Origin of the sequence: Paraglaciecola sp. (genome assembly GCF_039942875.1) — a bacterium.
Classification (GTDB): Bacteria; Pseudomonadota; Gammaproteobacteria; order Enterobacterales; family Alteromonadaceae; genus Paraglaciecola.
The window spans coordinates 43,527-67,817 of the sequence record NZ_JBDVBQ010000056.1; the positions used below are offsets into that span (position 1 = coordinate 43,527).

Annotated in this window: 28 protein-coding genes; 9 read left to right on the forward strand and 19 right to left on the reverse strand. The window is 39.4% G+C overall.

The features are described from left to right. Positions 1 to 484 precede the first annotated feature (484 nt). A complete protein-coding gene (gene arcB / locus ABJE44_RS19800; protein WP_348110491.1) occupies positions 485 to 2,830 on the forward strand; it encodes an aerobic respiration two-component sensor histidine kinase ArcB in 2,346 nt (781 codons plus the stop codon). Positions 2,831 to 2,922: 92 nt separating this feature from the next. Here arcB and ABJE44_RS19805 read toward each other — a convergent pair whose 3' ends face one another. Together ABJE44_RS19805 and mgtE are read right to left on the reverse strand one after the other, a co-directional pair. Next, complete coding sequence (locus tag ABJE44_RS19805; RefSeq protein WP_348110490.1) at positions 2,923 to 3,783, reverse strand: DMT family transporter; 861 nt, start codon at positions 3,781 to 3,783, stop codon at positions 2,923 to 2,925. A 6-nt stretch (positions 3,784 to 3,789) separates the two neighbouring features. Then, the gene (gene mgtE, locus ABJE44_RS19810; protein ID WP_348110489.1) at positions 3,790 to 5,145 is read right to left on the reverse strand and encodes a magnesium transporter; all 1,356 of its coding nucleotides are present in this window, start codon (positions 5,143 to 5,145) and stop codon (positions 3,790 to 3,792) included. A 370-nt stretch (positions 5,146 to 5,515) separates the two neighbouring features. Here mgtE and ABJE44_RS19815 point away from each other — a divergent pair, with 370 nt between their 5' ends. Beyond that, the gene (locus ABJE44_RS19815) at positions 5,516 to 6,253 is read left to right on the forward strand and encodes an alpha/beta hydrolase-fold protein (protein WP_348110488.1); all 738 of its coding nucleotides are present in this window, start codon (positions 5,516 to 5,518) and stop codon (positions 6,251 to 6,253) included. A gap of 2 nt (positions 6,254 to 6,255) precedes the next feature. Here the strand turns inward: ABJE44_RS19815 and ABJE44_RS19820 are convergent, their stop codons facing one another. The 14 genes from ABJE44_RS19820 to ABJE44_RS19885 all read right to left on the reverse strand — a co-directional run bounded on the left by ABJE44_RS19820 (position 6,256) and on the right by ABJE44_RS19885 (position 15,925). After that, positions 6,256 to 7,293, reverse strand: a complete 1,038-nt coding sequence (locus ABJE44_RS19820; protein WP_348110487.1) for a mechanosensitive ion channel domain-containing protein — start codon at positions 7,291 to 7,293, stop codon at positions 6,256 to 6,258. A gap of 74 nt (positions 7,294 to 7,367) precedes the next feature. Beyond that, positions 7,368 to 7,838, reverse strand: a complete 471-nt coding sequence (locus ABJE44_RS19825; RefSeq protein ID WP_348110486.1) for a GNAT family N-acetyltransferase — start codon at positions 7,836 to 7,838, stop codon at positions 7,368 to 7,370. A 50-nt stretch (positions 7,839 to 7,888) separates the two neighbouring features. Continuing rightward, positions 7,889 to 8,104, reverse strand: a complete 216-nt coding sequence (locus ABJE44_RS19830) for a TIGR02450 family Trp-rich protein (RefSeq protein WP_348110485.1) — start codon at positions 8,102 to 8,104, stop codon at positions 7,889 to 7,891. A gap of 51 nt (positions 8,105 to 8,155) precedes the next feature. Next, complete coding sequence (locus ABJE44_RS19835) at positions 8,156 to 8,431, reverse strand: HPr family phosphocarrier protein (protein WP_348110484.1); 276 nt, start codon at positions 8,429 to 8,431, stop codon at positions 8,156 to 8,158. 17 nt (positions 8,432 to 8,448) lie between these two features. Further along, positions 8,449 to 9,294 (reverse strand): RNase adapter RapZ, encoded by an 846-nt coding sequence (gene rapZ / locus ABJE44_RS19840; protein WP_348110483.1) that lies wholly within the window; start codon positions 9,292 to 9,294, stop codon positions 8,449 to 8,451. Continuing rightward, entirely contained in the window at positions 9,294 to 9,737 is a 444-nt protein-coding gene (ptsN, locus tag ABJE44_RS19845; RefSeq protein WP_348110482.1) for a PTS IIA-like nitrogen regulatory protein PtsN, read from the reverse strand. Before ptsN ends, rapZ begins: the two co-directional genes overlap by 1 nt. A 33-nt stretch (positions 9,738 to 9,770) precedes the next feature. Then, the gene (gene hpf / locus ABJE44_RS19850) at positions 9,771 to 10,058 is read right to left on the reverse strand and encodes a ribosome hibernation promoting factor (RefSeq protein ID WP_348110481.1); all 288 of its coding nucleotides are present in this window, start codon (positions 10,056 to 10,058) and stop codon (positions 9,771 to 9,773) included. A gap of 25 nt (positions 10,059 to 10,083) precedes the next feature. Continuing rightward, a complete protein-coding gene (locus tag ABJE44_RS19855; RefSeq protein WP_348110480.1) occupies positions 10,084 to 11,586 on the reverse strand; it encodes an RNA polymerase factor sigma-54 in 1,503 nt (500 codons plus the stop codon). A gap of 55 nt (positions 11,587 to 11,641) precedes the next feature. Further along, on the reverse strand, positions 11,642 to 12,367 hold the full coding sequence (gene lptB / locus ABJE44_RS19860; RefSeq protein WP_348110479.1) for an LPS export ABC transporter ATP-binding protein: 726 nt from the start codon (positions 12,365 to 12,367) through the stop codon (positions 11,642 to 11,644). After that, positions 12,367 to 12,915 carry a lipopolysaccharide transport periplasmic protein LptA gene (lptA, locus tag ABJE44_RS19865; RefSeq protein WP_348110478.1) on the reverse strand — a complete coding sequence of 183 codons (549 nt, stop codon included), beginning with the start codon at positions 12,913 to 12,915 and terminating at the stop codon, positions 12,367 to 12,369. Before lptA ends, lptB begins: the two co-directional genes overlap by 1 nt. Next, positions 12,878 to 13,444 carry an LPS export ABC transporter periplasmic protein LptC gene (gene lptC / locus ABJE44_RS19870; protein ID WP_348120897.1) on the reverse strand — a complete coding sequence of 189 codons (567 nt, stop codon included), beginning with the start codon at positions 13,442 to 13,444 and terminating at the stop codon, positions 12,878 to 12,880. Before lptC ends, lptA begins: the two co-directional genes overlap by 38 nt. Beyond that, complete coding sequence (gene kdsC / locus ABJE44_RS19875; RefSeq protein ID WP_348112116.1) at positions 13,441 to 13,995, reverse strand: 3-deoxy-manno-octulosonate-8-phosphatase KdsC; 555 nt, start codon at positions 13,993 to 13,995, stop codon at positions 13,441 to 13,443. Before kdsC ends, lptC begins: the two co-directional genes overlap by 4 nt. After that, positions 13,995 to 14,960, reverse strand: coding sequence for a KpsF/GutQ family sugar-phosphate isomerase (locus ABJE44_RS19880; protein WP_348112107.1), 966 nt, complete (start codon positions 14,958 to 14,960; stop codon positions 13,995 to 13,997). Before ABJE44_RS19880 ends, kdsC begins: the two co-directional genes overlap by 1 nt. 8 nt (positions 14,961 to 14,968) lie before the next feature. After that, on the reverse strand, positions 14,969 to 15,925 hold the full coding sequence (locus tag ABJE44_RS19885; RefSeq protein WP_348112106.1) for a calcium/sodium antiporter: 957 nt from the start codon (positions 15,923 to 15,925) through the stop codon (positions 14,969 to 14,971). Between the two features lie 361 nt (positions 15,926 to 16,286). Between ABJE44_RS19885 and ABJE44_RS19890 the strand changes: the two genes are divergently transcribed. The 7 genes from ABJE44_RS19890 to murA all read left to right on the forward strand — a co-directional run bounded on the left by ABJE44_RS19890 (position 16,287) and on the right by murA (position 20,970). Then, positions 16,287 to 17,087: an ATP-binding cassette domain-containing protein gene (locus tag ABJE44_RS19890; RefSeq protein WP_348112105.1), complete on the forward strand. Its 801-nt coding sequence runs from the start codon at positions 16,287 to 16,289 to the stop codon at positions 17,085 to 17,087. Then, positions 17,084 to 17,863 carry a lipid asymmetry maintenance ABC transporter permease subunit MlaE gene (gene mlaE / locus ABJE44_RS19895; RefSeq protein WP_348112104.1) on the forward strand — a complete coding sequence of 260 codons (780 nt, stop codon included), beginning with the start codon at positions 17,084 to 17,086 and terminating at the stop codon, positions 17,861 to 17,863. The genes ABJE44_RS19890 and mlaE overlap by 4 nt, the downstream gene beginning before the upstream one ends. 12 nt (positions 17,864 to 17,875) lie before the next feature. Further along, positions 17,876 to 18,343, forward strand: a complete 468-nt coding sequence (gene mlaD, locus ABJE44_RS19900; protein WP_348112103.1) for an outer membrane lipid asymmetry maintenance protein MlaD — start codon at positions 17,876 to 17,878, stop codon at positions 18,341 to 18,343. Positions 18,344 to 18,423: 80 nt separating this feature from the next. Then, entirely contained in the window at positions 18,424 to 19,011 is a 588-nt protein-coding gene (locus tag ABJE44_RS19905) for an ABC transporter substrate-binding protein (RefSeq protein ID WP_348112115.1), read from the forward strand. Positions 19,012 to 19,015: 4 nt separating this feature from the next. Beyond that, positions 19,016 to 19,333 (forward strand): STAS domain-containing protein, encoded by a 318-nt coding sequence (locus ABJE44_RS19910; RefSeq protein ID WP_348112102.1) that lies wholly within the window; start codon positions 19,016 to 19,018, stop codon positions 19,331 to 19,333. 28 nt (positions 19,334 to 19,361) lie between these two features. Then, positions 19,362 to 19,619, forward strand: a complete 258-nt coding sequence (locus tag ABJE44_RS19915) for a BolA family protein (RefSeq protein ID WP_348112101.1) — start codon at positions 19,362 to 19,364, stop codon at positions 19,617 to 19,619. A gap of 91 nt (positions 19,620 to 19,710) precedes the next feature. Further along, positions 19,711 to 20,970: a UDP-N-acetylglucosamine 1-carboxyvinyltransferase gene (murA, locus tag ABJE44_RS19920; protein WP_348112100.1), complete on the forward strand. Its 1,260-nt coding sequence runs from the start codon at positions 19,711 to 19,713 to the stop codon at positions 20,968 to 20,970. 90 nt (positions 20,971 to 21,060) lie between these two features. On the opposite strand, the gene ABJE44_RS19925 is transcribed toward murA, so the two are convergent. The 3 genes from ABJE44_RS19925 to ABJE44_RS19935 all read right to left on the reverse strand — a co-directional run bounded on the left by ABJE44_RS19925 (position 21,061) and on the right by ABJE44_RS19935 (position 24,157). Further along, positions 21,061 to 22,068 carry a trypsin-like peptidase domain-containing protein gene (locus ABJE44_RS19925; RefSeq protein WP_348112114.1) on the reverse strand — a complete coding sequence of 336 codons (1,008 nt, stop codon included), beginning with the start codon at positions 22,066 to 22,068 and terminating at the stop codon, positions 21,061 to 21,063. Positions 22,069 to 22,296: 228 nt separating this feature from the next. Beyond that, the gene (locus ABJE44_RS19930) at positions 22,297 to 23,661 is read right to left on the reverse strand and encodes a Do family serine endopeptidase (protein ID WP_348112099.1); all 1,365 of its coding nucleotides are present in this window, start codon (positions 23,659 to 23,661) and stop codon (positions 22,297 to 22,299) included. A gap of 58 nt (positions 23,662 to 23,719) precedes the next feature. Next, positions 23,720 to 24,157 carry a DUF1043 family protein gene (locus ABJE44_RS19935; protein WP_348112098.1) on the reverse strand — a complete coding sequence of 146 codons (438 nt, stop codon included), beginning with the start codon at positions 24,155 to 24,157 and terminating at the stop codon, positions 23,720 to 23,722. Positions 24,158 to 24,291: the final 134 nt, after the last annotated feature.

Here is a 24,291-nt window from a genome sequence, read left to right on the forward strand (position 1 = left end):
TGCAAAGCACGAACAGGATATGAAACATCCTCATACTTCTAGTGCTTACTTTATGCTGTATTTGTTCTTGGGGATACCAGTCGAGTATCGAATATTTATCTTAAGCAGGAGGTACAAAATACCGAGTATCATTTTATAAATCAATTACCATCTATTCGGGAATTTATTATTTTTGTGAATTTAATGTTGTAAATTCTTTTTAATATATAAAAAACAAATAGATAGGTTGTTTTTTTAGCTTAGTTATATGCTATAAAAAAATGTTTGTTTTTGGGTGTTTTTGTTATCAAATAGCGATGTTTTAGGATTTTAGTTAGTTATATATTATTAATTTTTTAGATATTTATTTAAAAAAAATGAATTTTTAGTCAGTTTTGTTGTCCTTCATCGATATTTAACGAGCGCGGAATTATGATCCTTTTAACATTCTTGTTAGCATGTCAGGAACACATAAAGAATTATTTCTAATTTGAGACTTCAAAATATGCCAGAATCCACTTCCGTTGAACCTTGGGCAATTCGATTTGCACAACTAATTAGACGTTTTGGAGCTATAAAAGCCGCCACTATATTTGTTATTTTTACATTGCTTTTCAATTTTGCAGGTTCTTATTTCATCAGAATATGGATAGGAAATCCTGTCCATGCTGAAGATTTCATTAGTGCGACTTTATTAACTCTGCTGAGTGCCCCATGGGTACTTTGGTACTTTTTTCAGTTAGTTAAAAAACTAGAGCAATCTAGGGCTAGTTTGGCAGGCGCTGTGGAAGAGTTAGAGCGTTTACGCAAAGATGATGAAATACTCAATCGCACTTTACAAAATAATATTAAGCAACTAAATCATGAAATAGAACAACGTAAACAAGCTCAACTAGAGCGTGAAAGCGTATTCAGTGATTTAGAACGCGAAATTGAAGATAAATCAGATAAAGAGCAACAGGCGTTACGTTTGTCTACTTTGCTACGCTCTATTATCGATGCCTCGCCAGATTTAGTTTATTACCGTAATGAAGAAGGTCGTTTTGCGGGCTGTAACCGTGTCGCTGAGCAAATGACAGGTAAGACTGAACAAGAGTTAATAGGCTTAACCCCCCATGAGGTTTATGATGAAGAGTTAGCTAGGCAAGTTGTAGCAAGTGACCATAAGGTACTTGAAAACAACGAAAGTATTACTGAAGAGTTATGGTTACGCTTTGCTGATGGACGTCGTGGCTATTTTGAAATGCGTAAAGTGCCGTTTTACGGAGATGGTAACGTGCGCTTAGGACTTTTGGCTTTTGGTCGTGATATTACTGAACGTAAAAAAGCTGAGAACCTGGTAGCAAAAGCCAGTAAAGATAAAACCGCCTTTATTGCCACTATCAGTCATGAATTACGAACGCCTTTGAATGGCATAGTTGGTTTAAGTCGAATGTTACGTGATACTAATCTTACCAGTGAGCAATTTGCTTGGGTAAGTACGATTTATGCCAGTGGTATAACTTTAGGTAATATTTTTAACGATATCATTGACTTAGATCGTCTAGACCGGGATAGATTAGAGTTATCACTAAAAACTGTTTCACTGAACGACTTTACTTCTGAGCTTGGCAGTATTATTGAATTATTAGCTGACGATAAAGAACTTACGTTTGTGGCAAAAGTTTACGATCCATTACCTGCATTGGTTGAAGTAGACGGCACTCGGTTGAGACAAATATTATGGAACCTTTTGTTTAATGCCGTTAAGTTTACTCAAAAAGGTACAGTGTCATTGGAAGTTAAAGCTGAGCCAATAGATGCTGAAACTAGTAAGGTTACTTTCCATGTTCGTGATACAGGTGTGGGCATACCTCAGCAAGAATTAGATAAAATTTTTGCTATGTATTATCAAGTCGATTTACCAGAACATCAAAGTGCTACAGGGACAGGTATAGGTTTGGCAATTTGCCAAGAAATGGTGTCGCTAATGAATGGTAAAATTAGTGTAAGCAGTGAAACTGGTAAGGGTACATGTTTCACTGTTGAGCTGCCTCTAGCAATTAGCAAAAAACCTATTCAGGTTGAGTCTTTAAAAGTCACAGGGTTACAAATTCTTCTGGTTGAAGATATTGAATTGAATGTCATGGTGGCTAAAGCTCTTTTAGAAAAACTAGGCCAATATGTCGATGTTGCCATGACAGGTAAAGAGGCTATCGATAAAGCTAGAAATAAAGAATATGACCTAATTTTATTAGATATTCAGCTGCCTGATATGAATGGTTTTGAAGTGGCTAATGTTCTTCACGAAGAGTCGTTAGTAGAACAAACCAGTATAGTGGCTTTAACTGCAAATGTGATTAAAACCCGTCAAGAATACCTAGAAAATGGTATGGATGATGTTATCGCTAAGCCTGTCAAAAAGAGTCGTATTATTGAGGTCTTTAATAGCCTCTTCTGTGAGCAACCTATTGAGCCACACCAACCTAAAGAAGAGCCAAAGAAAGACGAGTTAAATACCTTTTTAGACTTGGAGTTGTTACAAATGTTAGTGGATACCATAGGCCATGAAATGGTTCGCACTAGTGTAAAAGTGTTCCAAGAAAATATGCCGGAGTATATGGATATTCTGCAGCTTAGCTTAAGTGCTGATGAAAAAGATGAAGTTTGCTCACAGGCTCATAAAATTAAAGGGGCTGCAGGTTCGGTAGGCTTGGCTAGAGTACAAAAAATAGCAAATGAAATTCAACAAGGTGATCACCCTGCTTGGTGGCAGAATGTGCATGATTGGGTTGATCAACTCAATCAAGCTGCGGATCAAGATATGCAGAAACTGGATAATTGGTTAAGTAAGCAAGATATAGATGACTAAACCTGATATCTGAATATTAATTTAATTGGGAAGAGGGCGAATGCCCTCTTTTTTAATGCACTAATAAAGCTATTCCAAGCCAAATATGCTTGTTAGCGTTTAGCTTTTGCTAGTATGACTAACAGAATACCACCCAGTATAACGGTAGTTGAAATAGCCAAGTGCATGTCTATTGGTTCATTCACTAACAAAATGCCCCCAGCAGCGGCCCATATGGGGACCGATAATTGACACACAGCAGCAATGCTTGGTGCCAAGTTAGGCAATACTAAATACCAAATAGCATAACCTACACCTGATGCCAAAGCGCCTGATGCAATTGTATATACCCAGCCCATGGGGGTTATTGATAAGCCAGAGTTCACTAGAATAAACACTAACCCCAATAAACTAATTGGCATAAGGCGTAAAAAATTACTCGCAGTGTCATAAAGAGGTTGCTTTGATTTTGAGCCAACTATGCTATAAAACCCCCATGCGACGCCTGCAATTGCCATTAATATACAGCCTACTAGACTCGGCTTTTCTAATTCAGGTAGTACAAAATACACAAATCCAGCCACTGACAATAACACTCCAATATGCTCTTGTAAGCCCATGCGAGAGCCATTTAGCCACGCCTTAAACAACATTGTAAATTGAACGCATGCAAACAGTATTAAAGCCCCTGTCGCTGTGCCTAAGGATACATAGGCGTAAGAAAACCCGGCGGCATAGATAAATAAATACAAAGCACCAGCGTAACTACCATAGTTAGTCATTTGTGTAAGCTTTATTTTATTTTGAAGGACAATGATAACTGCCAACACAAGGGAGGCAGAAATTAAACGAATCACTGTAAAATCTAAAGGGGGGACTTGCTCCGAATTAAGAGCAAGGCGGCAAAATACTGAGTTTGCAGCAAACGCGAATAATGCAATTAGCGTAAGTGGTATCGTTTTTGTGGTGTTCATTTATACCTACATTAATAACCAAGTAGCCGTTCCTAGAAAGGCGAAAATACCGACTACATCGGTTATAGTTGTTAGAATTACACTACCCGCTAGGGCAGGATCTATTTTTAATTTTTTCATGATCATGGGTAAAGTCACGCCGGCTAGTCCAGCGGCGATCATATTGATCATCATTGCAAAAGCTATGACAGCGCCTAACATGAAATCTTGCTTCCAAATTGCTATGACTGACGCTATGAGCACGGCCCAAATAATGCCATTAAAAAAGCCAATGGCTAATTCTTTGCTAATCAACCATCTAGCGTTTGCAGAGCTGACATGACCTAGTGCCATCCCCCTTATTACTAAGGTTAAGGTTTGATTACCTGCCACACCGCCCATACTTGGGACAATCGTATTTAGAATGGCTAAAACCGCTAATTGGCTTAAGGTTGCTTCAAACATATCACTTACAGCTGCAGCCATAAGCGCAGTAAATAAATTAACACCCAGCCAAATAGAACGGCGCTGAGTACTTTTTATTACAGGGGCAAAGGTATCTTCTTCATCGTCTAATCCCGCCATGCTCATCATTGAGTGTTCAGCGTCTTCACGAATAATATCAACCACATCATCTATGGTAATTCGACCTACCAGTTGATTGTTTTTATCTACTACAGGTGCTGATAGCCAATCATAACGTTCGAAAAGGTTAGCGACTTCGCCATCATCCATGTCCACAGGTATGGCTTCAGAATCTTTGATCAAATCTTCTACTGGCGTATCTGGAGCGGCAGTAATTAGTGTGGTTATGGCCACGCCGCCCATTAATTTATCTTCGCGATTTACCACATAAAGCGTATCTGTGTGTTCAGGAATATCCCCCTTTAAACGCAAATACCTAAGCACTACATCAACATTTATTTTAGGCCTTAAGGTGATGGTATCTGTATTCATGATAAAGCCAGCCGTGTCTTCACCATAAGAAAGTCCTAGCTCAGCTCTTTGTCTATCTTGTTCGTCCATGGCTGCTAAAATATCTTGAGATACGGATTCAGGAAGCCCTCGTAATGTATCAACAAGGTCATCGGTATCCATTTCTTCTAACAGGTCAGATGCCATGTCTGGTTGCATGGTATCTATAATGCCATTACGCACATCTTCGGCTAATTCTTCTAGTACATCACTATGTAAATCTGAGGAGATGAGTTGCCATATATCTAAGCGGTTTCGACTTGGACTTGATTCCAATAACAAAGCAATATCACAAGGTTGTAAACGCTGTAATAACTCTGTGGCTAAATCATTGTGCCCTTCTTGCAATGCTTGATTGATGGCATGTCTTTGGCTACGAACACTTTTGGATTCAAAGGTATCTGGCATAGTTGATTAAAAATCCCCAATAGTAGAAGGTTGAAAGGACATGCTGAAAATAAAGCGGCTCTGTAATAAATAGTTTAATTGATGCAGGTGTTCTGGTCAGCTGATATTTACGTTCTTTTTAAGTCCATTTGATGAACCTGACTAACTTTAGGTAAGATAAGAAAAACCTTGAGCAACATAGTCAGGAGGATACAGCCTTATCATCACTTGTAATGTAAATTCACTCGTCATTCTTCTTTTATCTGTCTCTTTATTTTTTGTATCAGAAGTCATAGGAGGTGAAACATCGAAAACTGATAAAAGTGTCAATGCTTTTGTTGCCCAGGATCCTGTTTCATTAGCCCAGTGGTATCATTTAGATTCAAACACCATGAATGAAACGCGCGCGATAGGCGTTTATCTTCCTCCTTCTTATGAAGAGCAACCAGATAAAGACTACCCGGTTATATATCTACTAGATGGAGATAAAACAAATTTACTTGGGATGAGTGCAATCGTGGAGTCTTTGAGTACTGATGCACTGGAAAAACAAATTCCCGAGTTTATTGTTATAGCTATCCCTAATACCCATAGAGCCAGAGATTTAACGCCTACGGCTACGGATTTAATTTTTAAGGGGACGGAATTAGCTAAAATTGAAGGCAGTGGTGGTGCTGACATTTTCCTAAATTTTCTAGAATCAGAGCTCCTTCCAAAGATTGATAACACCTTTCGTACTACTGAGACCAAAGTATTGGCAGGCATGTCTTTTGGCGGTTTATTTGCTGGCCATGTTTTGCTTCATCGCCCTAAAGTATTTAGCCATTATCTATTGGCCGACGCTACCTATGTTTGGGATGATAATTACTTGAACCGTATGCTGCATAAGTCTAAAAATCTATCTTCATACAAAGTAAAGGTATTTATGGCTTTAGCAAATAATGACCATATAGGGGCACATGGTGTTGCCAACCTAGCTTGGGGTATTGAGTTTTTTGATAATTTACAATCTCAACGTTCTGACACTTTTAACGTCTCGAAGCGCTATTTTCCAAAGGAGCGACATGGTACTGTGATGATGTTGGCTTGGTATCACGGCTTAATAGCTTTATTTAAAAAATCACCTTAATTTTATTTGTCTTCGGGGAGTTCTATAACTTCTTTTAACTCACTGACTTTATGCTTAAGTTGCTCAATTTCTGCCTCAATAAGTTTGTGTTTTTCTTTTTCAGCATAAGCTAGGCTTTCCTTTAGCTGTTCGATTTTTTGCAGCATATCGTGTTTGTCTACTTCAATCTGCTGAGCTTGTTCAGCCTTATCGAACACCACATCTTCCGCTGTGGATTCACTTTTTACTTTTTTGAATGCTGGAGAGTGGGCTATTACCCTTTTAGCATCAGGACCTGCATGTTGACTAACAAAATTAGGAGACATAATTTCAATGTCGTTATCGTGTAAACAATCTAACACATGGCGATGAAAATTTGAGCGTGCGGTTAATAGATTTTTAGTTTCGACCAATAAACCACTTACTTTGTAGCTAACTGAAAAGTCACCTAATTGGATTACATGAACAAATGGGTCTTCAAGGCCGCATTGATCGGCAGCTCTTAATAGCAACTCATCGATACGGCTATGGTGTAAATCGTATCCTAAAGATAACTCAACTGAAATTATAGTTCCTGAGCGACGAACCACGCTCAATGCTTTATTGATCAATATACTATTGGGGATAGACACTAGCTCACGAGATTCAGTTTGCACCTCACAGTCAAATAAACCCAATTCAGTGACACGACCAAAGGTATCGTCAATACGAATAAAGTCACCGGTACGAAAAGGCTGAGTGAAGCGCATTAAAGCACCGGCTACTAAATTTCCAAATATCGTAGTTGATGAAAATGCTAATAACCCAGACAAAACCAAACCAATTAAACTTAGGACTTGTAACTCTAAGTTTTCTTTTAAAGGTAATGAGATGACTACACAAATCAAACCTACAAGCATTAATAATAAGAGCACTAGTTGGCGGGTGAAGATGTTTTCATCACCAGTATGCTTAAGCTTATTGAACATGAATTTTTGGCTTAACCAAGTCATACAACCAAAAAAGCATAGGGTTACCAGTACAGGTATCCAATCCATCAATAAATTATCACTTAAATCCATAGTATCTCAGTTTTTCAATAGGAAGTTATTGCGTAAAATGCATCTTATCACCTTGCTATCGTGTATCTAGATAATTACCTATGAATTTGCTCCAGTACCATATATAAACAATCATCTATAGGAGCTTTCTCTGGATATTCGGCTTTAGAAAAGCCAAGTTTAGTATAAGCATTAATGGCGTTTGTGTTATCAGAAAAAACAAATAGTGAGCAGGATTCAGTGTTTAAATCAGTCTTACCTAAGGTGATTAACTGCTTGATTAGGTGGGCGGCAATGCCTTTTCCTCGAAATTTTGGGTTAACCACTAACCTTGCTAAGTGGCATTTTCTAAGCTTAAGGTAATATTGCCCAAATGCTAAAAGTTCTTCTTCCTTAGATATCAACGCAAATGACTTTAAGGTATTAATATTTAAATCACGTTTAAAATTAACTAAATTTAATGGATAACTAAAATTAGGGCCTGCCCATGTCTTTAGTTCATCTTCATTTTTAAACCAAGACATTAATTCAATAGTGTTTTCTTCAGTAACTTGGGTTAAATACATAGTCGTCCAATGGGTAGGTCAACTAAAATTAAGGGAGTTAGGTGTATTCATTATGATTTCCAACCTTGTAACCAAACCTCTTGGTTTTTAAGCTGAGTCCAATCAATAGGTTCAGATCGTTTTGATAAGATTGCTTCGATTAGGCAATGTATTAGGTTGCCATTTTCATCAAACTCTACCTCTGTAATCAAGAAGTGCTTTTCTTTGTTTCTAGGCTGAACTGCCGTCCACTTACTATTGAGCAACTTTCTAGGATTAAGGTTCATAACTTTAGCTTTCCAATTACCTTTCCAATTTGCAGGTGAGAAGTTATACGTTTACTCATCTTCATTAAAACAAGTTGCCACCAATACCTCAACGGCATCCAGTGCTTTTTCTGCATCTTTGCCTTCACTCACAAACCTAATTTCTTTACCTTGATTTCCTTCGAGCATCATAAGGCCTAAAACGCTGTTAGCTGAGGCTGTTTTGTCACCTAAATGTAGGGTGATTTCTGCATCAAACTTATTAGTCAGCTGCACAAGTTGTGTGGCTGCTCTGGCATGTAGCCCTAGCTTATTAACAATAAGTAATGTTTTTTCAAATGTAGGCATAGCTGGTTTGCTCCAACTTAACGATTAAGCTCACGATGTCGTATTTGTACATCAGGGTGAGAGTCAGTAAAGGTCTTGGCTAGCATTTCTGCCACATACACTGAACGGTGTTGGCCGCCAGTACAACCAATAGCAATGGTAACGTAACTGCGGTTGTTGCGCTCTAAATGCGGTAACCAAGTAGATATCAGGTTTTGAATCTGCCAAATAAATTTAGTCACGATAGGCTGTGATCCCAAAAATATTTGTACAGGTGCATCCAAACCTGTGAGGTGTTTAAGGTCTGGCTCCCAATGAGGATTGGGTAGAAACCTCCCATCAAACATATAGTCAGCGTCTTTTGGGGTACCATATTTAAATCCAAAAGATTCAAATACTAAGACCAATCTAGAGCTTTTTTTACCTAAAATTCTTTCCCTTACGAGTTCAGCCAGCTGATGTATTGATAGTTGGTCTGTATCTAGGTATAAATCGGCTCGTTCCGCTATGGGTGCAAGAAGTTGGCTTTCAGCCTGAATGGCAGCAGATAAGGACTTATTTTGTTTTGAAAGAGGGTGTAAGCGCCTAGTTTCACTAAAACGCTTTATCAAGATGTCGTCACTGGCATCTAAATAAAGGATCGTCATATTCCAAGACGGGGGTAAGTAGTTAAGTATTTCCACCAATTCATTGGGATCTTTAGGTAAGTTGCGTACATCAATACTTACAGCTACTTGATCATATTCATCCACGACAGTGTGAATTAAGGTTGGCAGTAAATTAACAGGGATGTTATCTACGCAGTAATAACCTAGGTCTTCTAGGGAGCGTAACACGACTGATTTACCTGAACCCGAACGGCCACTGATGATGATGAGTTTCATTATACTATAGCCTTGAATAGTTCTTCATCTGTGGTGGCAGCACGCATCTTTTTTAAGGTTTCTTTGTTAGTGAGTTTTGCGGCTATCGCCGATAAAGTTCCTAGGTGTTCAGAAGCTTTATCGGTTGGAACTAAAATCGCAAAAAACACGTCCACAGGAGAGTTATCTATGGCTTCATAATCTATAGGGGTCTCACTAGTAACCACTATCGCAATGACTTCTTCAAGGTTTTCAAGCCGCCCATGGGGTAAAGCAATACCATTACCAATTCCTGTGCTGCCCATTTTTTCTCGGCACATTAGGCTAGATAATATGGTGGCCTGATCAATCTCTAATATGTGCTGATTAGCAATATCACTGATACGTTCCAGAATTCTTTTTTTACTCGCTCCCTGAACTGCACATATGGTGCAGTCAGGGTGAAGGATATCTTTAATTTCCATTAGCACATTCTAATTATTGTCACGAATTTTAGATTAGTGGCGTTGTTGTTTTTCCTTGTACTTTAACACCTGTCGACCGAGCTTATCTATTAATCCATCTATTGCTGCATACATATCTGTATGTTCTGAAGTGGCAAAGACCTCAGTACCACTGAGATGTAATGTGGCTTCGGCTTTTTGATTAAGTTTTTCTACATTTAAAATCACGTGTACATTATTAATGTGATCAAAATGTCGTTCTAATTTAGTGAATTTTGTGTCTACGTAGTCCCTCAAAGAATCTGTAATATCTACATGATGACCGGTAAGGTTAATTTGCATATCGCCTTTTCCTTCTTTAATTCGCCTATAATAGGCTCTTACGTTGATTTGACGGGGGTATCATTAATGATTCCCGGTATTTTGCGATTGTTCGCCGCGCCACCATAATGCCTTGGTCGGCCAACAATTGAGCAATTTTACTATCACTTAATGGTTTACTGGGCATTTCTGCTGCGACTAACTTCTTAATCAAAGCGCGTATAGCAGTAGAAGAACATTCGCCACCTGTCTCTGTGGCAACGTGGCTTGAGAAGAAGTACTTAAGCTCAAAGATCCCACGTGGTGTGTGCATATATTTTTGAGTAGTTACCCGTGAAATGGTGGATTCATGCATGTCGACCATTTCGGCCACATCATTTAATACCATAGGCTTCATCATTTCAGGGCCATGTTCAAAAAAGCCCATTTGTTGTTGTACGATACAGTTAGATACTTTCAGTAAAGTGTCGTTACGGCTTTCAACGCTTTTAATGAACCACTTGGCTTCCTGCAGGTGAGATCGTATAAATTGGCTGTCAGATGAGCTTTTGACACTTTTACTCATGGCTGCATATTGCTGATTGACATTGAGCTTTGGCAAACTATCTGGATTAAGCTCTACTGTCCAACGACCGTTCTTTTTGGCTACCGATACATCTGGAATAACGTACTCTGACTCACCTGTTACTATGGCGGTGCCTGGTCTTGGGTTCAGAGTTTGTAATAAACGCATTGCTTCACGTAATTCGTCTTCTTTCATGCGAGTCTTACGCATTAAGGTACGATAATCTTTACTACCGATTAAATCACAGTAATCGGCAATCAACATTTTAGCTTCTTCTAACCAAGGTGTGTCTGGTGCAAATTGTTTTAGTTGAATTAGCAGGCACTCCTGCGCGCTACGTGCTCCAGATCCAATTGGGTCAAACATCTGAATACGCTTAAGTACCACTTCAACTTCATCCAGTTCAATTTCTTCGTCATCCATGCTTGCAAGTACTTCCTCAGTACTAATGGTTAGATAACCAGCTTCGTCTATGGAGTCGATAATTGCCATGGCTATAGCTATGTCGGTATCACTAAAGTGAGTTAAGCGCATTTGCCATAATAAATGATCTTGAATATTGTCTGTGGTTTCCCCTTGGAATATTTGATCGTCGTCGCTTATGGAGCCTGAGCTCGAAGAAGACGATGAAGGTGCTGGAGCTGATGATGCGCTGAGATACTCGTCCCAAGTGCTGTCTAGGGGTAAATCTTCTGGGATGTCATTATTTTGTAGGGCATCGCCAGCTTCCACACTGTCAACGTTTACATCTTGTTGCTCGGTTGCTTTCTCTGCGCTATCAGCGGAGTGATTCGTCTCAAGAGCTTTATCGCCATTGGAGCTTTCGGGTTGCTCATCAACCTCAAGCAAAGGATTAGAATCAAGGGCTTCTTGAATTTCTGTTTGTAAATCCAACGTAGACAGTTGCAGCAGCTTAATGGCTTGCTGTAACTGAGGTGTCATTGTGAGCTGTTGGCTAAATTTTAACTGTAAAGAGGGTTTCATTCACTTCTTATATTTAATGTAATGTGTTTATCAGCCGCGTTAGTTTATGTGTTAACTATAGCCTGAATTGCTCACCTAGGTATACATCTCTTACACGTTGATCACTTAAAACTTCTTCCGCCGTACCCGACGCAATTAATTCTCCGTGACTAACAATGTAAGCTTTCTCACATACATCTAGGGTTTCTCGTACATTGTGGTCTGTTATTAAAACACCTAAACCACGATCTCGTAAATGTTGAATTATGACTTTAATATCGTTAACTGATATAGGGTCAACACCTGCAAAGGGTTCATCCAGTAGGATAAAGTCTGGATCAGCCGCTAAGGCTCTAGCTATTTCAACTCGACGCCTTTCACCACCAGATAAGCTCATACCTAAACTATTACGAATGTGATTGATATTAAACTCGTCGAGCAGAGCATCCGCTTGTTGTTCTCTTTGTTCTTTAGATAATTCTTTGCGAGTTTGCAGTATTGCCATTAAGTTTTGAAATACAGTTAACTTTCTAAAGATTGAGGCCTCTTGTGGAAGGTAACCTATACCTTGCCTCGCTCGAACATGCATGGGTTGCAGGGTTAATTCTTGTTGATCTATGTATATATCACCTTTGTCCAAAGGGACTAAGCCTACAATCATGTAAAAAGTCGTGGTTTTTCCGGCACCGTTTGGTCCTAACAATCCCACTATTTGTCCCGTCGATACTTCAAGGCTTACATCTCTGACCACTTGGCGAGATTTGTATGACTTTGCTAAATGGCTAGCTTTTAATAGGGCCATTAAGGTTGTTTATCCTGTTGTTTTTTCGTTTTGGTTTTTTCTTTAGTGACAGGTTGAAAGGTTGTGATTACAGGTACACTTCCTTTCTCATCACCTTGAGCAATAATTTGTTCAAGTTCCATATTGAACACGATAGACTCGCCTTTTACGCTACTTGCGTTTTGTTCTATTTCGGCGCCACCAGAAAGGGACAACGCTCTGGTTTCTCTTTGATATTCAATTCTGTTTGCCTTGGCTGTGACTATACTGCCATCTTCTTGTTGTTGCGAGTATTGGGCGGGTTTACCTGTAGCAATGAATATTTCTTTACCATCACCGGCGCTTGCATCTATTTCTAACTCATCCGCTTTTAATTCTAAAGTACCTTGCTTGATGACAACATTGCCTTCATGAAATGCTTTTTTAGCGATACCGTCTGCTTGCTGGTACAAAGAAGACAACTCAATCTTCTGATTAAAGTCATCCTTGCCGGCTAGACACTGCGCCGAGAATATCGATGCAGCTATAAAGCTAGTGAGATGCAGAAGGTTGATAAACGGTTTTGACATGATTAAGTAACTCGTATCTTTGGGTTTCTAGGTTTGCGGTAAAGCCATTACTATTAATGACATAATTTGGACCAACAATTTCTACAGCTTGGTCTGAATACATGGTTTTGTCAGTTAAATTGACTTCAATAAAATTAGTACGAATAGTTTGTACATATCCTTCTTTATTCAAACTAGTCACTTTTACATCTGTTTCGAATTGTAATCTTTGATCCTCGTATAGCGTCCCTTCTTTTGCGTCGACTTGCCAAGAATGTAACGTTTGGGCATATAACAAATAACTTGGTTGTTTAAATAGGGTGAAGCCTAATAAGTCATAGTTTTCCATTTTCTCTGCATAGACTTGGTGATTAATTTGACCGGATTTATCGTATAGCGTGCTTTTCATTTTTTGTGCTTGGTAGTTGGGGATCCAAGCTTCTTCAGTTTCCGGTAAATTTAGTTGTTTATCTTCTTTCAACCAACTAGGTAAGACAAGCCCCAAAGCTAAGCTAAACAACACTAAAATACATATAGTCAAACGACTCATACACTGGCGCCATGCATATTGGTGAGTTGTCCTTTAGTTAATAGGATTAAATCGCATATCTCTCTCACCGCACCAAATCCACCTTTGGTGTGTGTTACGTAATGGGCGTTACTTGCAACTAATGGGTGGCCGTCATTAACACATACATTCAGCTTGGCAGTGTTAAACATACCTAGGTCAGGCATGTCGTCACCAATTGCGGCTGTTTCGTCAGCAGTAATTGATAATTCTTTTTGCAACGCTTCTAGTGCAGGTTGTTTATCTTCACAGCCCTGCAATATATGTGTTACCCCTAACGCTGTCATTCTGTTTTCAACCATCTTTGAGCGGCGACCGGTAATCACAACCACATGAATACCTAAATTTAAGAGTGCTTTGACACCATAGCCATCTCGGGTATGAAAAGCTTTTAACTCTTCACCGTTTTGTCCCATATAAATACGTCCATCGGAGAAAACGCCGTCGACGTCGCAGGCTAGTAATTTTATGGTAGACAGTTGCTCAAATAGTTGACTATTTATTTGTCCGTATGGGGTATCAATAGCCATGATTAAATTATTCCTGCTTGAAGCAACAGTTGCATATTAATAGCTCCCACTGGTTTATCATCTGAGTCGATAACAAATAATGAGTTAATTTTATGTTGTTGCATTAATTTTAGTACCTGGGCTGCTAACATCTCTGATGATGCTGTAATACTATGCTTGGTCATGATGTCTTTTATCTGCACCTGATGTACGTCTATTCTATCGTCTAATACACGTCTGAGGTCGCCATCTGTGAAAATACCGAGTAATTTTCCTGTATTATCTACTACTCCCGCCATACCTAAAGCTTTTTTAGAAATTTCTAATAATACTGTACTTAAAGTCTGCTCTGGCGATACTAGAGGTAAGGCTGCTTCTTTTACCATTATATCGTCAAGTTTCAATAACAAACGTTTTCCTAGAGAGCCACCCGGGTGAGACATGGCAAAATCTTCTGATGTAAACCCCCTTGCATCTAATAAAGCGACAGCTAGAGCATCGCCCATAACCAAAGTTGCGGTGGTGCTAGAAGTAGGAGCGAGGCCGAGGGAGCAAGCTTCTTTTTCGACCTTTACGCAAAGTTTAACATCGGCATATTTTGCTAAGGTACTATTCACATTGGCTGTCATCGCAATAATGGTTACACCAAGGCGCTTTACTACTGGGACTAAAGCTAATAGTTCCGCAGTTTCTCCAGAGTTAGAAATAGTTAACAGTATGTCTTGTTCAGACAGCATACCCAGATCGCCATGGTTGGCCTCAGCTGGATGCATAAAAAAGGCAGGGGTCCCAGTACTGGCTAGGGTTGCCGATATTTTATGACCAATATGACCGGATTTACCCATGCCCGACACTATTACTTTACCCTTGCAGCTCATAATAAGCTCACATGCTTTAGTAAAGTCATCATCAATATATTGAGTCAATTGCTCAATGGCTTGAGTTTCAATTTCTAATACTCGTAGCGCAGATTTTTTAAACTTTGTCATGTGTATATTTAACTAAACAATAAAAATTGATAAGCACCAAAACAAGCTAGTAAACATAAACCTTCCACCCGGTTAATTCGCCTGGAGCCTCTAAAATTAAAACTAAATATTATCAGTAAAACAGTTAACCCAAGCATAACGTAACCATCTCTACTGGCCGCACTACTGTCTATTGCTCCAGGGGCAATCAGGCCAGGCATTGCGAGTACCGCTAAAATATTAAATATGTTTGAACCGATGATATTACCTAGGGCCAGATCGTCTTCATTTTTGAGCACCCCTGCAATACAGGCTGCTAGTTCTGGTAAGCTAGTGCCTATCGCAATAATAGTGAGACCAATCACTAATTCACTTAAACCGAAATATCTAGCTATGATTTCAGCAGAACCCACCATAAAGTGAGCACTGAGTGGTAATACTATCATGCCAACTATTACCCAAAAAATAGCTTTGCCGGTGCTGACATCGGAAGGAATTTCGTTTTCTGTTTCTGGCTCTAAAGGGTCGCCTTTGTCCATATTTAATGACATCCAAGTCAATCCCCCAATTGTGGCAAAAAATAGCATGATAAGAATTATTCCTTCGAAACGTGTGAGTACGAAATCAGATAGGAAATAAACGGCCATTACGCACACTAATAACAGAATTGGCATTTCTTTTTTTAGGGTGCTTGAAGCAATTGATAAAGGCTTAAGGAGGGCTGTTAAGCCAAGAACTAAGGCTATATTAGTGATATTGGAGCCAAGGGCGTTGCCAACAGCGGTATCGGTTACGCCATTAAAAGATGCTGTTGCAGCAACCATTATTTCTGGTGCTGATGAGCCCATCGCGACAATTGTTAAACCAATAATCATTGGCGAAACACCAATATTTTTGGCTAAAGCTGAAGCGCCGTAAACAAATCTATCTGCTGCCCAACTCAGAACAACTAACCAAACTAAAAAATAACCGGCTTCTAAAATCACACAAGCTCACTTCTATAAGTAATACAATTCAAACGCTATAATAGTTAATTGTCTCAAAAAGCAAATGCTTTGCATATGGAGTTAGTAATAAATATTTTGCAACTTTTCTTTATTGGTGTTGGTCTAGTAGTTGAATTAATCAAGGTTACACATCGAGTTTGTGGATTAAATACTAGGATTCTAGTGTTTAACCTGTGTGGTCTTTGAGACAATTTGAAAATAGAGGAAAGGAATTAATGAAAATGAATATACTTTGTTACTTTTTCTCTTTGTTATTCAATACAGAAAGCGAATACAATAGCCCCTTAGTTCAGTAATAAACTTAAATACATCTACTTAAAATTGGAATACCGCTAAATCAATGGAAAATTTGATTGAAATAGACAATCTTACCTTTAGTCGTAGTGGCCGTATAATATACGACGACATATCACTGCGAATAAAAAAGGGCAAAACGACCGCTATAATGGGGCCCAGTGGCATAGGTAAAACCACCATGCTGCGTTTAATGGGGGGCCAGTTAACCCCAGACTCCGGTGACATTAGGTTTAAGGGGGAATCTATTCCTAATATGAGCCGCCGTAGATTATTTGAAGTACGTCGCGAAATGAGTATGTTATTTCAAAGCGGTGCACTTTTTACTGATATGACAGTGTTCGATAATATTGCCTTTCCATTAAGAGAACATACCAAACTCACAGAGGCTTTGATTCATACGGTTGTGATGTTAAAGCTTCAAGCTGTTGGCTTGCGGGGGGCAGCAAATTTAATGCCTGCAGAATTATCTGGAGGCATGGCGCGTAGAGCTGCGTTAGCGAGAGCTATCGCATTAGATCCTGAGTTAATCATGTACGATGAACCCTTTGCTGGGCAAGATCCCATTTCTATGGGGGTGCTAGTTAAATTAATTAAAGCTTTAAATGATGCATTGCAATTAACAAGCGTTGTGGTCACTCACGATGTCACAGAAGTGTTAACTATTGCAGACTATATCTATATTTTGGCCGAAAAAAAGGTAATAGGTAGTGGTACTCCAGAAGAGATTAAAAACAGTGATTCTCCACTCGTTCAGCAGTTTTTGCAGGGGCAAGCTGATGGCCCGGTTCCTTTCCATTATCCTGCAACTTCAATTGAGGAAGCGTTTTTAGGCGGTGAACTATGAATTGGCTGATAACTATTGGCGCAGCGACAATTGAGCGTTTTAGTTTGTTTGGTAGAGCCACCTTAATGTTAATCGGGGCTATTTTTGCTAAACCTCAGCCAGTAAAAATGTTCCCCTTGCTGATTAAGCAAATCCATGTAGTAGGCGTGCAGTCATTACTTATTATTGTTGTGTCTGGTCTGTTTATTGGCATGGTAATGGCATTGCAAGGATACACCATATTAGTGGGGTACGGTGCCGAAGGGAGTTTGGGTCCTATGGTTGCGTTGTCATTATTACGGGAGTTAGGGCCCGTTGTGACAGCTTTATTATTCGCAGGTAGAGCTGGTTCTGCTCTTACCGCTGAAATTGGTTTAATGAAAGCTACAGAGCAACTTAGTAGTTTAGAAATGATGGCTGTTGACCCGTTACGCAGAGTGATATCTCCTAGGTTATGGGCTGGGATTATTTCTATGCCTATGTTGGCATTACTCTTTAGTGCAATTGGGATCTTAGGTGGCCATATGGTTGGCGTAGATTGGCTTGGTGTAGATGCCGGGAGTTATTGGTCAATAATGCAAGCAACCGTTGACTGGGATAAAGATGTAATTAACGGCGTAATCAAGAGTGTCGTGTTTGCTTTTGTTATTACGTGGATAGCAACGTTCAAGGGGTATGATTCAATCCCTACTTCAGAAGGGATAAGCAAGGCGACAACTGAGACTGTGGTATATTCATCTCTAACAGTGTTGGCCTTAGATTTTATTTTAACAGCATTAATGTTCGGTATTGAGTAGAGGAAAATAGGAATGAAATCCAGAAAATCAGAGTTATTGGTCGGTATCTTTGTTGTATTGACTATTGCGGCTGGTCTTATGTTAGCGTTAAAAGTCGCTAACGACAGTATGTCCAGTAGTACTGATACATATACCCTCTATGCCAAATTCGATAACATTGGCGGTCTTAAAGTAAGGTCAGCAGTAAAGGTTGGTGGTGTTACAGTGGGTAGGGTAGATAATATCACCTTAAGTAAAAATGATTTTACGCCCGTTGTTGAAATGAGTATTTCGACCGAGTTTAATGAATTTCCAGAAACAAGCTCTGTTTCGATTTTAACTTCGGGCTTATTAGGAGAGCAATATGTAGGCTTTCAACCTGGCTTTGTAATCGAGGGTATTGAAAACCTTGCACAAGGTGACTACATAGAAGACACAAAATCGGCATTGGTACTCGAAGATCTTATTGGTCAATTCTTATTTAGTAGCAATGATGATTAATTTTAAGTAATTAGTGGAGAGATAACGTGACAAATCGATTTTTTAAGGGGCTGATAGCGGGATTATTTGCAATCGCTTCAATGACTGCTCAAGCAGAAAGTACTAACCCTTATGCCATGCTTCAAGAAGTAGCCACAATTACATTCGATCGAATCAAAAGAGAGCATGAAGACATTCAAAAAGACCCAGAGCTTTTACGCAAAGTGATGGAAGAAGAGCTGTTACCCCATGTTGATTATAAATTTTCGGCTTTAAAGGTTTTAGGTAAACATTATAAGATAGTACCAAAAGAACAATTTCCAGAGTATATCAGTGTATTCCGTTCTTATTTGATTACCACGTATGCGTTAGCTATGGCTTACTACAATGGACAAGAAGTCGAGTTTCAACCAGTCAGAGAAGTTACTGATGAAACCACTGTTACAGTTAGAGCTATAGTCAAAGAGCCGGGAAAACCGGATATAAACCTAGCCTTTAAGTTACGTAAAAATAAGAAAACAGATGAGTGGAAAGCTTACGACATGGTAGCTGAAGGTATTAGTTTGTTATCTACTAAGCAAGGTGAGTTTGAATCTATGTTACGTAAAGATGGGCTTGATGCTGTAATGGATATGATGAAACAAACCATCAACAAACCTATTAATTTAGAAGCAGCGAAAAAGGTATAGTGGAGTGAATAGTTTCTCTGTATCTGAGTCATCAGATGGACATTTTATGCTTCAAGGTCATTTAAATCGTAATACGGTAATGTTTGCTTGGAAGAACTCGCTGAGTGACTTGAATGCTAAGCAAGATAAAAGTAACACTGTGTTGCCTATTGTTGATTTAGCAGAAGTGCGTGATGTTGATACGGCAGGTTTGGCTTGGTTGGTGAATTTGTTGAGACAAAGCAAACAACAAGATATCCAGTTTCAGTTAAAAAATGTCCCAGTTACTTTAATTAATCTCGCGAAAATAAGCGACGTAGATAACTTTTTATCTGTACAATAGTCGCCTTTTTCGCGCTTTAGGAGCGACCATGGATAATCAACAAATTGAAACCCTATTGAAAGAGTCTTTAAATCTTGCAGAGGTTCATGTTAGTGGTGAAGGTTCACATTTTCAGGTGATAGCTATCAGTGATATATTTGCTGATATGAGCCGAGTAAAAAAACAACAATTTGTATACGCGCCACTTGCGGAAAAAATTGCTGAAGGCAGTATGCATGCTGTTTCAATAAAAACCTTCACTGAAGCACAATGGCAACGAGAAAAGTTGTTTAACCTTCCCCAATAATTCACTTGTTAGTTACAAAGCCAAAATTCAGTTTTCTGACAAACGCCTACCATCTACCTTTCTGTAGGCATATTTCAATTAGAGTAGTGTTATGGATAAATTAATTATTGAGGCGTGTCCGCCTCTATCAGGTGATGTCATTATTTCGGGGGCAAAGAATGCTGCCCTTCCTATCTTAATGTCGAGTATCTTAGCTGACTCGCCATGTATCTTTGAAAACGTGCCAGAACTTAGAGATATACATACCAGCTTGTTGCTTTTAGAAGAGTTAGGAGCAAAAGCGGCTAGACGTGATGGACAATCTGTAGAGATAGATCCAAGCACCATAAATCAGTTTGACGCCTCTTATGAACTCGTTAAAACCATGCGTGCCTCTATCTTAGTTTTAGGGCCATTATTGGCAAAATTTGGTGAGGCCAATGTATCTCTGCCTGGTGGTTGTGCAATCGGTGCTCGCCCTGTAAACCTGCATTTGCAGGGTTTAGAGCAAATGGGCGCAAAGATTGATGTTGATGCGGGTTATATTCGCGCTTCGGTTGATGGAAAGTTAAAAGGCGCCCACATCTTTATGGATGTAGTGAGTGTTGGCGCTACCGAAAACCTTATGATGGCTGCGTGTTTAGCACAGGGTGAGACTATTCTAGAAAATGCTGCTAGAGAGCCAGAAATTGTTGACCTAGCAAATTGTTTGAACGCTATGGGAGCTAACGTTTCTCATGCTGGCAGTGACAAAATTGTGATACAGGGTGTAGAAACTTTACAAGGCTGCAACTACTGGGTTTTACCCGACCGTATTGAAACAGGAACTTTTCTGATTGCTGCGGCAGTCACTCGGGGCAAGGTACGCTGTGTTAATGCAGCCCCTAAAACGCTAGAAGCGGTATTAGATAAATTATCTAAAGCAGGCGCAAAAGTGACCACTGGTGAAGATTGGATTGAGTTAGACATGACATCTGGTGTATTGAAAAGTGTTGATATAAAAACTGCTCCACACCCTGGTTTTCCAACCGACATGCAAGCGCAATTTGTAGCCCTTAACTGTTTGGCTGAAGGTACAGGAGTGGTAACAGAAAACATATTTGAAAATAGATTTATGCATGTACCTGAATTACAAAGAATGGGGGCTGTTATTTCATTACAAGGTAACAGTGCAGTATGTGATGGCCAATCAACCCTAAAAGGTGCACAGGTTATGGCGACTGATCTAAGGGCTTCAGCAAGTCTAGTGATCGCAGGCTTAGTGGCAGAGGGGCAAACTATAGTAGACCGAATCTACCATTTAGACAGAGGTTACGAACATATTGAAACTAAGCTCAATGGTTTGGGCGCTAATATTAAAAGGGTAAAATGATAAGTATTGTTGAGCAGTCTGACTACTTAACCTGTATTTATAAAGAGGTGCTATAGACTTCTTTATAGTTACTGCTAGGTATGGTCAAGACTACTTAAGTTCTGCAACCTGCATGGCTAAATTGAGGAGCTTGCCATCTCTGTTTACTTCGATATCTAAAATGGTCCCAGGGGGAGTATCTGTTATAAAATCTAAGGTTTTACGGATATTAGTCGCTGGGCGTCCTCCAACTGATACTATCAAGTCTTTGACGGCTAAACCTGCCGTTTCCGCTGGAGTTCCGCTGTATACACTTGTGACCAAGATTCCCATGTCACCCAAGTTATTCTGCTCTCCTGCAAAGCCTAAGGCACCTCTGGTCACTTTACCTGTAGAAATTATTTCATCCATAACTTTTTTTGCCAAAGTGTATGGAACCGCAAATGAAACACCATCAACTGATTCTACTCTGTTGCGGCTAATTCTAGTTTTAAAATTAGCATTGTTTATTCCGATTAGGTAGCCTTCACTATCAACTAAGGCACCACCAGAGTTCCCTTCATTAAGCACAGCGTCGGTTTGAATGTAATCAAAATAGTTATTTAAACCATTATTGCTTATTCGGCTTACGATACCTTGGGTGACGGTTTGTCCTAAGTTGTATGGGTTGCCAACAGCTAAGACAACGTCTCCAACTAATGTTTTTGGATCTTCCATTTGTGGAATCGCATGCAGGTTATCTACAGGAATACTTAACACAGCTAAATCTGTAACCGCATCAAATCCAACAATTTGTGCTTCTTCAAGTCGACCATCTTGCAATGCCACTAAAATGAGTTTTGCGTTAGCAATTACATGGTAACAAGTTAATACATAACCGTTTGAAGTCATGATGACTCCAGAGCCTAAACTTGTCCGCTCAACCGCTTGACGGCGGTTGTATCCAGCATTTTCGATATTTTGACTATATATATTAACCACAGCAGGGCCAGATGCATTAACTGCACTATTAAAGCTCATTTTATTGATTGAAATAGGTTCGGCAGAGAATACTGCCAAAGGTAAACCCGTTCCTTGGCGTAAATTGGGAACAAGAAAAAGTATGACACAAGCGATCATCACTCCAATGACGATTGACTTAAATATAGAGGTTATGAATTTTAACACGAGAATATTGAACGCTTATAACACCAAGTATCGAACAATAATAACATTGAAGTTATAGCCAAGCTATATCAATTGTTTACAACCCGTTTAGCTGGTTTTAATGAAATAATATTGCACAAGGGGAAGGGAATTTGGATTGCGGTACAGGTGAATCTGTACCGCTATTTTATCTTGAGGTTATTAGCGAATCACTAAGTATAAAGAGGTAAGGCCTCGTTTTACATTTAAAGCAATAACACCTTTTGCATCCTCTAACTCTGCACGAAGCTGTACTACCGTATCTACTTTTTTACGGTTAATACCAATAATGACATCACCATTTTTAAGGCCAATACTTGCAGCAGGAGAGCGGGCTTCTAATTCAGAAATAACAATACCTTTATCACCTTGCTCAGTTTCACCATTGGTTAAGGTAGCACCTTCTAGAGCAGGGTGTATTTCCTTGGCCACTACTGAATTGGTAGACGCGTCACCTAACACCACTTCAACAGTTTCAGTTTTACCTTTACGAATTAGGGTCAACTCTAGCTCTGCCCCAGCTCCTTTACTGGCAACTTTGGCTCTAAGCTCAAGGAAGCTAGTTACGGGTTTACCATTGATTTCAGTAATGATATCGCCTGCTTGTATCCCACCTTTTTCAGCGGCAGAATCTGGTGATACTTCACTGACAAAGGCTCCTTGGCTGGCAGATAGGTTCATAGCTTCAGCTAAACCAGAGTCTATGTCTTGGCCTAAAATACCTAATAGTCCCCTACGTACTTCACCAAACTCTATAATTTGATCCACTAAGCTTTTCATCATATTGCTTGGAATGGCAAAGCCGATACCTACATTGCCACCGTTTGGTCCAAATATAGCGGTATTAATACCAACCAGTTTTCCTCTAAGGCTAACTAAAGCGCCACCAGAATTACCACGATTGATTGCAGCATCTGTTTGAATAAAGTTTTCGTAACCACCTATGTTTAGACCTGAACGCCCAAGTGCACTGACGATACCTGAAGTAACGGTTTGGTTTAATCCAAATGGGTTACCTATGGCTACCACAAAATCCCCGACTCTTAATTCGTCTGAGTCGGCTAATGGTACAGCTGTTAGGTCATCTGGCTCTATCTTAAGTAGTGCGATATCACTTTGTGGATCTGAGCCTAATTTTTTTGCTTTAAACTCTCTTCCATCAGTAAGTTTTACAGTGATTTGATCGGCATTATCAACCACATGATTGTTGGTAACTACATAACCTTCATCGGCATCAATAATGACCCCTGAGCCCAAGCCTTTGAACGGTCGTTCTTGAACTTGTTCATCAGAGCCTCCAAAGAAATGCTTAAACATTTCTGGCACTCGTTGCCTTGAGACTTGCGTGCCTTCAACTGAAATACTAACTATTGCCGGTGTAGTGTCTTCTATCATCGGTGCTAGGCTAGGTATTTCATTTTTATCACTAGAAAAAAACGGCAACGCAGCGCTTGCGGTTATATTTACAGATAAGCTCATTGTCACAATACATGCGCTTAATACAAAACGATTAATACCTTTTTTCATTAACTATCATCTCCAATTAAATACAATACAATGACTATTTAGCTCGACATAAAGTTCATTACTTCGATTCTTTCTCGGCAACCGCTTCGTTGCCAGAAAATAATCCAGAGCCTTGTGATGCAAAGTCTAGAGGCTGAACATCAGCATCTGGAATATTATTTTTTTCGCTTGGGCTGCTATTACGTAAATAGGTAGTGGCATGTTCTCCAAAGTAATTAATAGATTTGCCGTCAGCCCCCGTAGAATGGTTGATTAGTAGTTGTTCGTAGTCTTCAATTTGTTTGTTCAGCGCCTCACTTTGAGCACTGATTTGTTCAGAGATACGTTTTGTTTGGTGAAGATGTTGTGAAGCTTGCTGTGTCATTAATTCTTTAATAGTGAGTTCTTTTTCATCTTCTTTTTTATCGCTAACCTGCTTCTCATTGAAATATTTTGCAACAAAAAAGCCTATCACCATACCTACAACCAATAACAAAATGCCTACTAACCAATCCATAAAAACTCCTACATTTATTGACTATTGCAAAAAGGCTCAGTTGTTTACATTCAAACAGCAGAAATGCCTAGAGCCTAAGAGCAATGTTTGTTTAATATTGTTATTATACGCTCTGCAATTTCAATGCGGTCTTT

Excerpts from the sequence above, each read along its gene's own strand:
- arcB (WP_348110491.1), top strand. The coding sequence starts at position 485 with ATGCCAGAATCCACTTCCGTTGAACCTTGGGCAATTCGATTTGCACAA.
- ABJE44_RS19805 (WP_348110490.1), bottom strand. The coding sequence starts at position 3,783 with ATGAACACCACAAAAACGATACCACTTACGCTAATTGCATTATTCGCG.
- mgtE (WP_348110489.1), bottom strand. The coding sequence starts at position 5,145 with ATGCCAGATACCTTTGAATCCAAAAGTGTTCGTAGCCAAAGACATGCC.
- ABJE44_RS19815 (WP_348110488.1), top strand. The coding sequence starts at position 5,516 with ATGAATGAAACGCGCGCGATAGGCGTTTATCTTCCTCCTTCTTATGAA.
- ABJE44_RS19820 (WP_348110487.1), bottom strand. The coding sequence starts at position 7,293 with ATGGATTTAAGTGATAATTTATTGATGGATTGGATACCTGTACTGGTA.
- ABJE44_RS19825 (WP_348110486.1), bottom strand. The coding sequence starts at position 7,838 with ATGTATTTAACCCAAGTTACTGAAGAAAACACTATTGAATTAATGTCT.
- ABJE44_RS19830 (WP_348110485.1), bottom strand. The coding sequence starts at position 8,104 with ATGAACCTTAATCCTAGAAAGTTGCTCAATAGTAAGTGGACGGCAGTT.
- ABJE44_RS19835 (WP_348110484.1), bottom strand. The coding sequence starts at position 8,431 with ATGCCTACATTTGAAAAAACATTACTTATTGTTAATAAGCTAGGGCTA.
- rapZ (WP_348110483.1), bottom strand. The coding sequence starts at position 9,294 with ATGAAACTCATCATCATCAGTGGCCGTTCGGGTTCAGGTAAATCAGTC.
- ptsN (WP_348110482.1), bottom strand. The coding sequence starts at position 9,737 with ATGGAAATTAAAGATATCCTTCACCCTGACTGCACCATATGTGCAGTT.
- hpf (WP_348110481.1), bottom strand. The coding sequence starts at position 10,058 with ATGCAAATTAACCTTACCGGTCATCATGTAGATATTACAGATTCTTTG.
- ABJE44_RS19855 (WP_348110480.1), bottom strand. The coding sequence starts at position 11,586 with ATGAAACCCTCTTTACAGTTAAAATTTAGCCAACAGCTCACAATGACA.
- lptB (WP_348110479.1), bottom strand. The coding sequence starts at position 12,367 with ATGGCCCTATTAAAAGCTAGCCATTTAGCAAAGTCATACAAATCTCGC.
- lptA (WP_348110478.1), bottom strand. The coding sequence starts at position 12,915 with ATGTCAAAACCGTTTATCAACCTTCTGCATCTCACTAGCTTTATAGCT.
- lptC (WP_348120897.1), bottom strand. The coding sequence starts at position 13,444 with ATGAGTCGTTTGACTATATGTATTTTAGTGTTGTTTAGCTTAGCTTTG.
- ABJE44_RS19880 (WP_348112107.1), bottom strand. The coding sequence starts at position 14,960 with ATGACAAAGTTTAAAAAATCTGCGCTACGAGTATTAGAAATTGAAACT.
- ABJE44_RS19890 (WP_348112105.1), top strand. The coding sequence starts at position 16,287 with ATGGAAAATTTGATTGAAATAGACAATCTTACCTTTAGTCGTAGTGGC.
- mlaE (WP_348112104.1), top strand. The coding sequence starts at position 17,084 with ATGAATTGGCTGATAACTATTGGCGCAGCGACAATTGAGCGTTTTAGT.
- mlaD (WP_348112103.1), top strand. The coding sequence starts at position 17,876 with ATGAAATCCAGAAAATCAGAGTTATTGGTCGGTATCTTTGTTGTATTG.
- ABJE44_RS19905 (WP_348112115.1), top strand. The coding sequence starts at position 18,424 with ATGACTGCTCAAGCAGAAAGTACTAACCCTTATGCCATGCTTCAAGAA.
- ABJE44_RS19915 (WP_348112101.1), top strand. The coding sequence starts at position 19,362 with ATGGATAATCAACAAATTGAAACCCTATTGAAAGAGTCTTTAAATCTT.
- murA (WP_348112100.1), top strand. The coding sequence starts at position 19,711 with ATGGATAAATTAATTATTGAGGCGTGTCCGCCTCTATCAGGTGATGTC.
- ABJE44_RS19925 (WP_348112114.1), bottom strand. The coding sequence starts at position 22,068 with ATGATCGCTTGTGTCATACTTTTTCTTGTTCCCAATTTACGCCAAGGA.
- ABJE44_RS19930 (WP_348112099.1), bottom strand. The coding sequence starts at position 23,661 with ATGAAAAAAGGTATTAATCGTTTTGTATTAAGCGCATGTATTGTGACA.
- ABJE44_RS19935 (WP_348112098.1), bottom strand. The coding sequence starts at position 24,157 with ATGGATTGGTTAGTAGGCATTTTGTTATTGGTTGTAGGTATGGTGATA.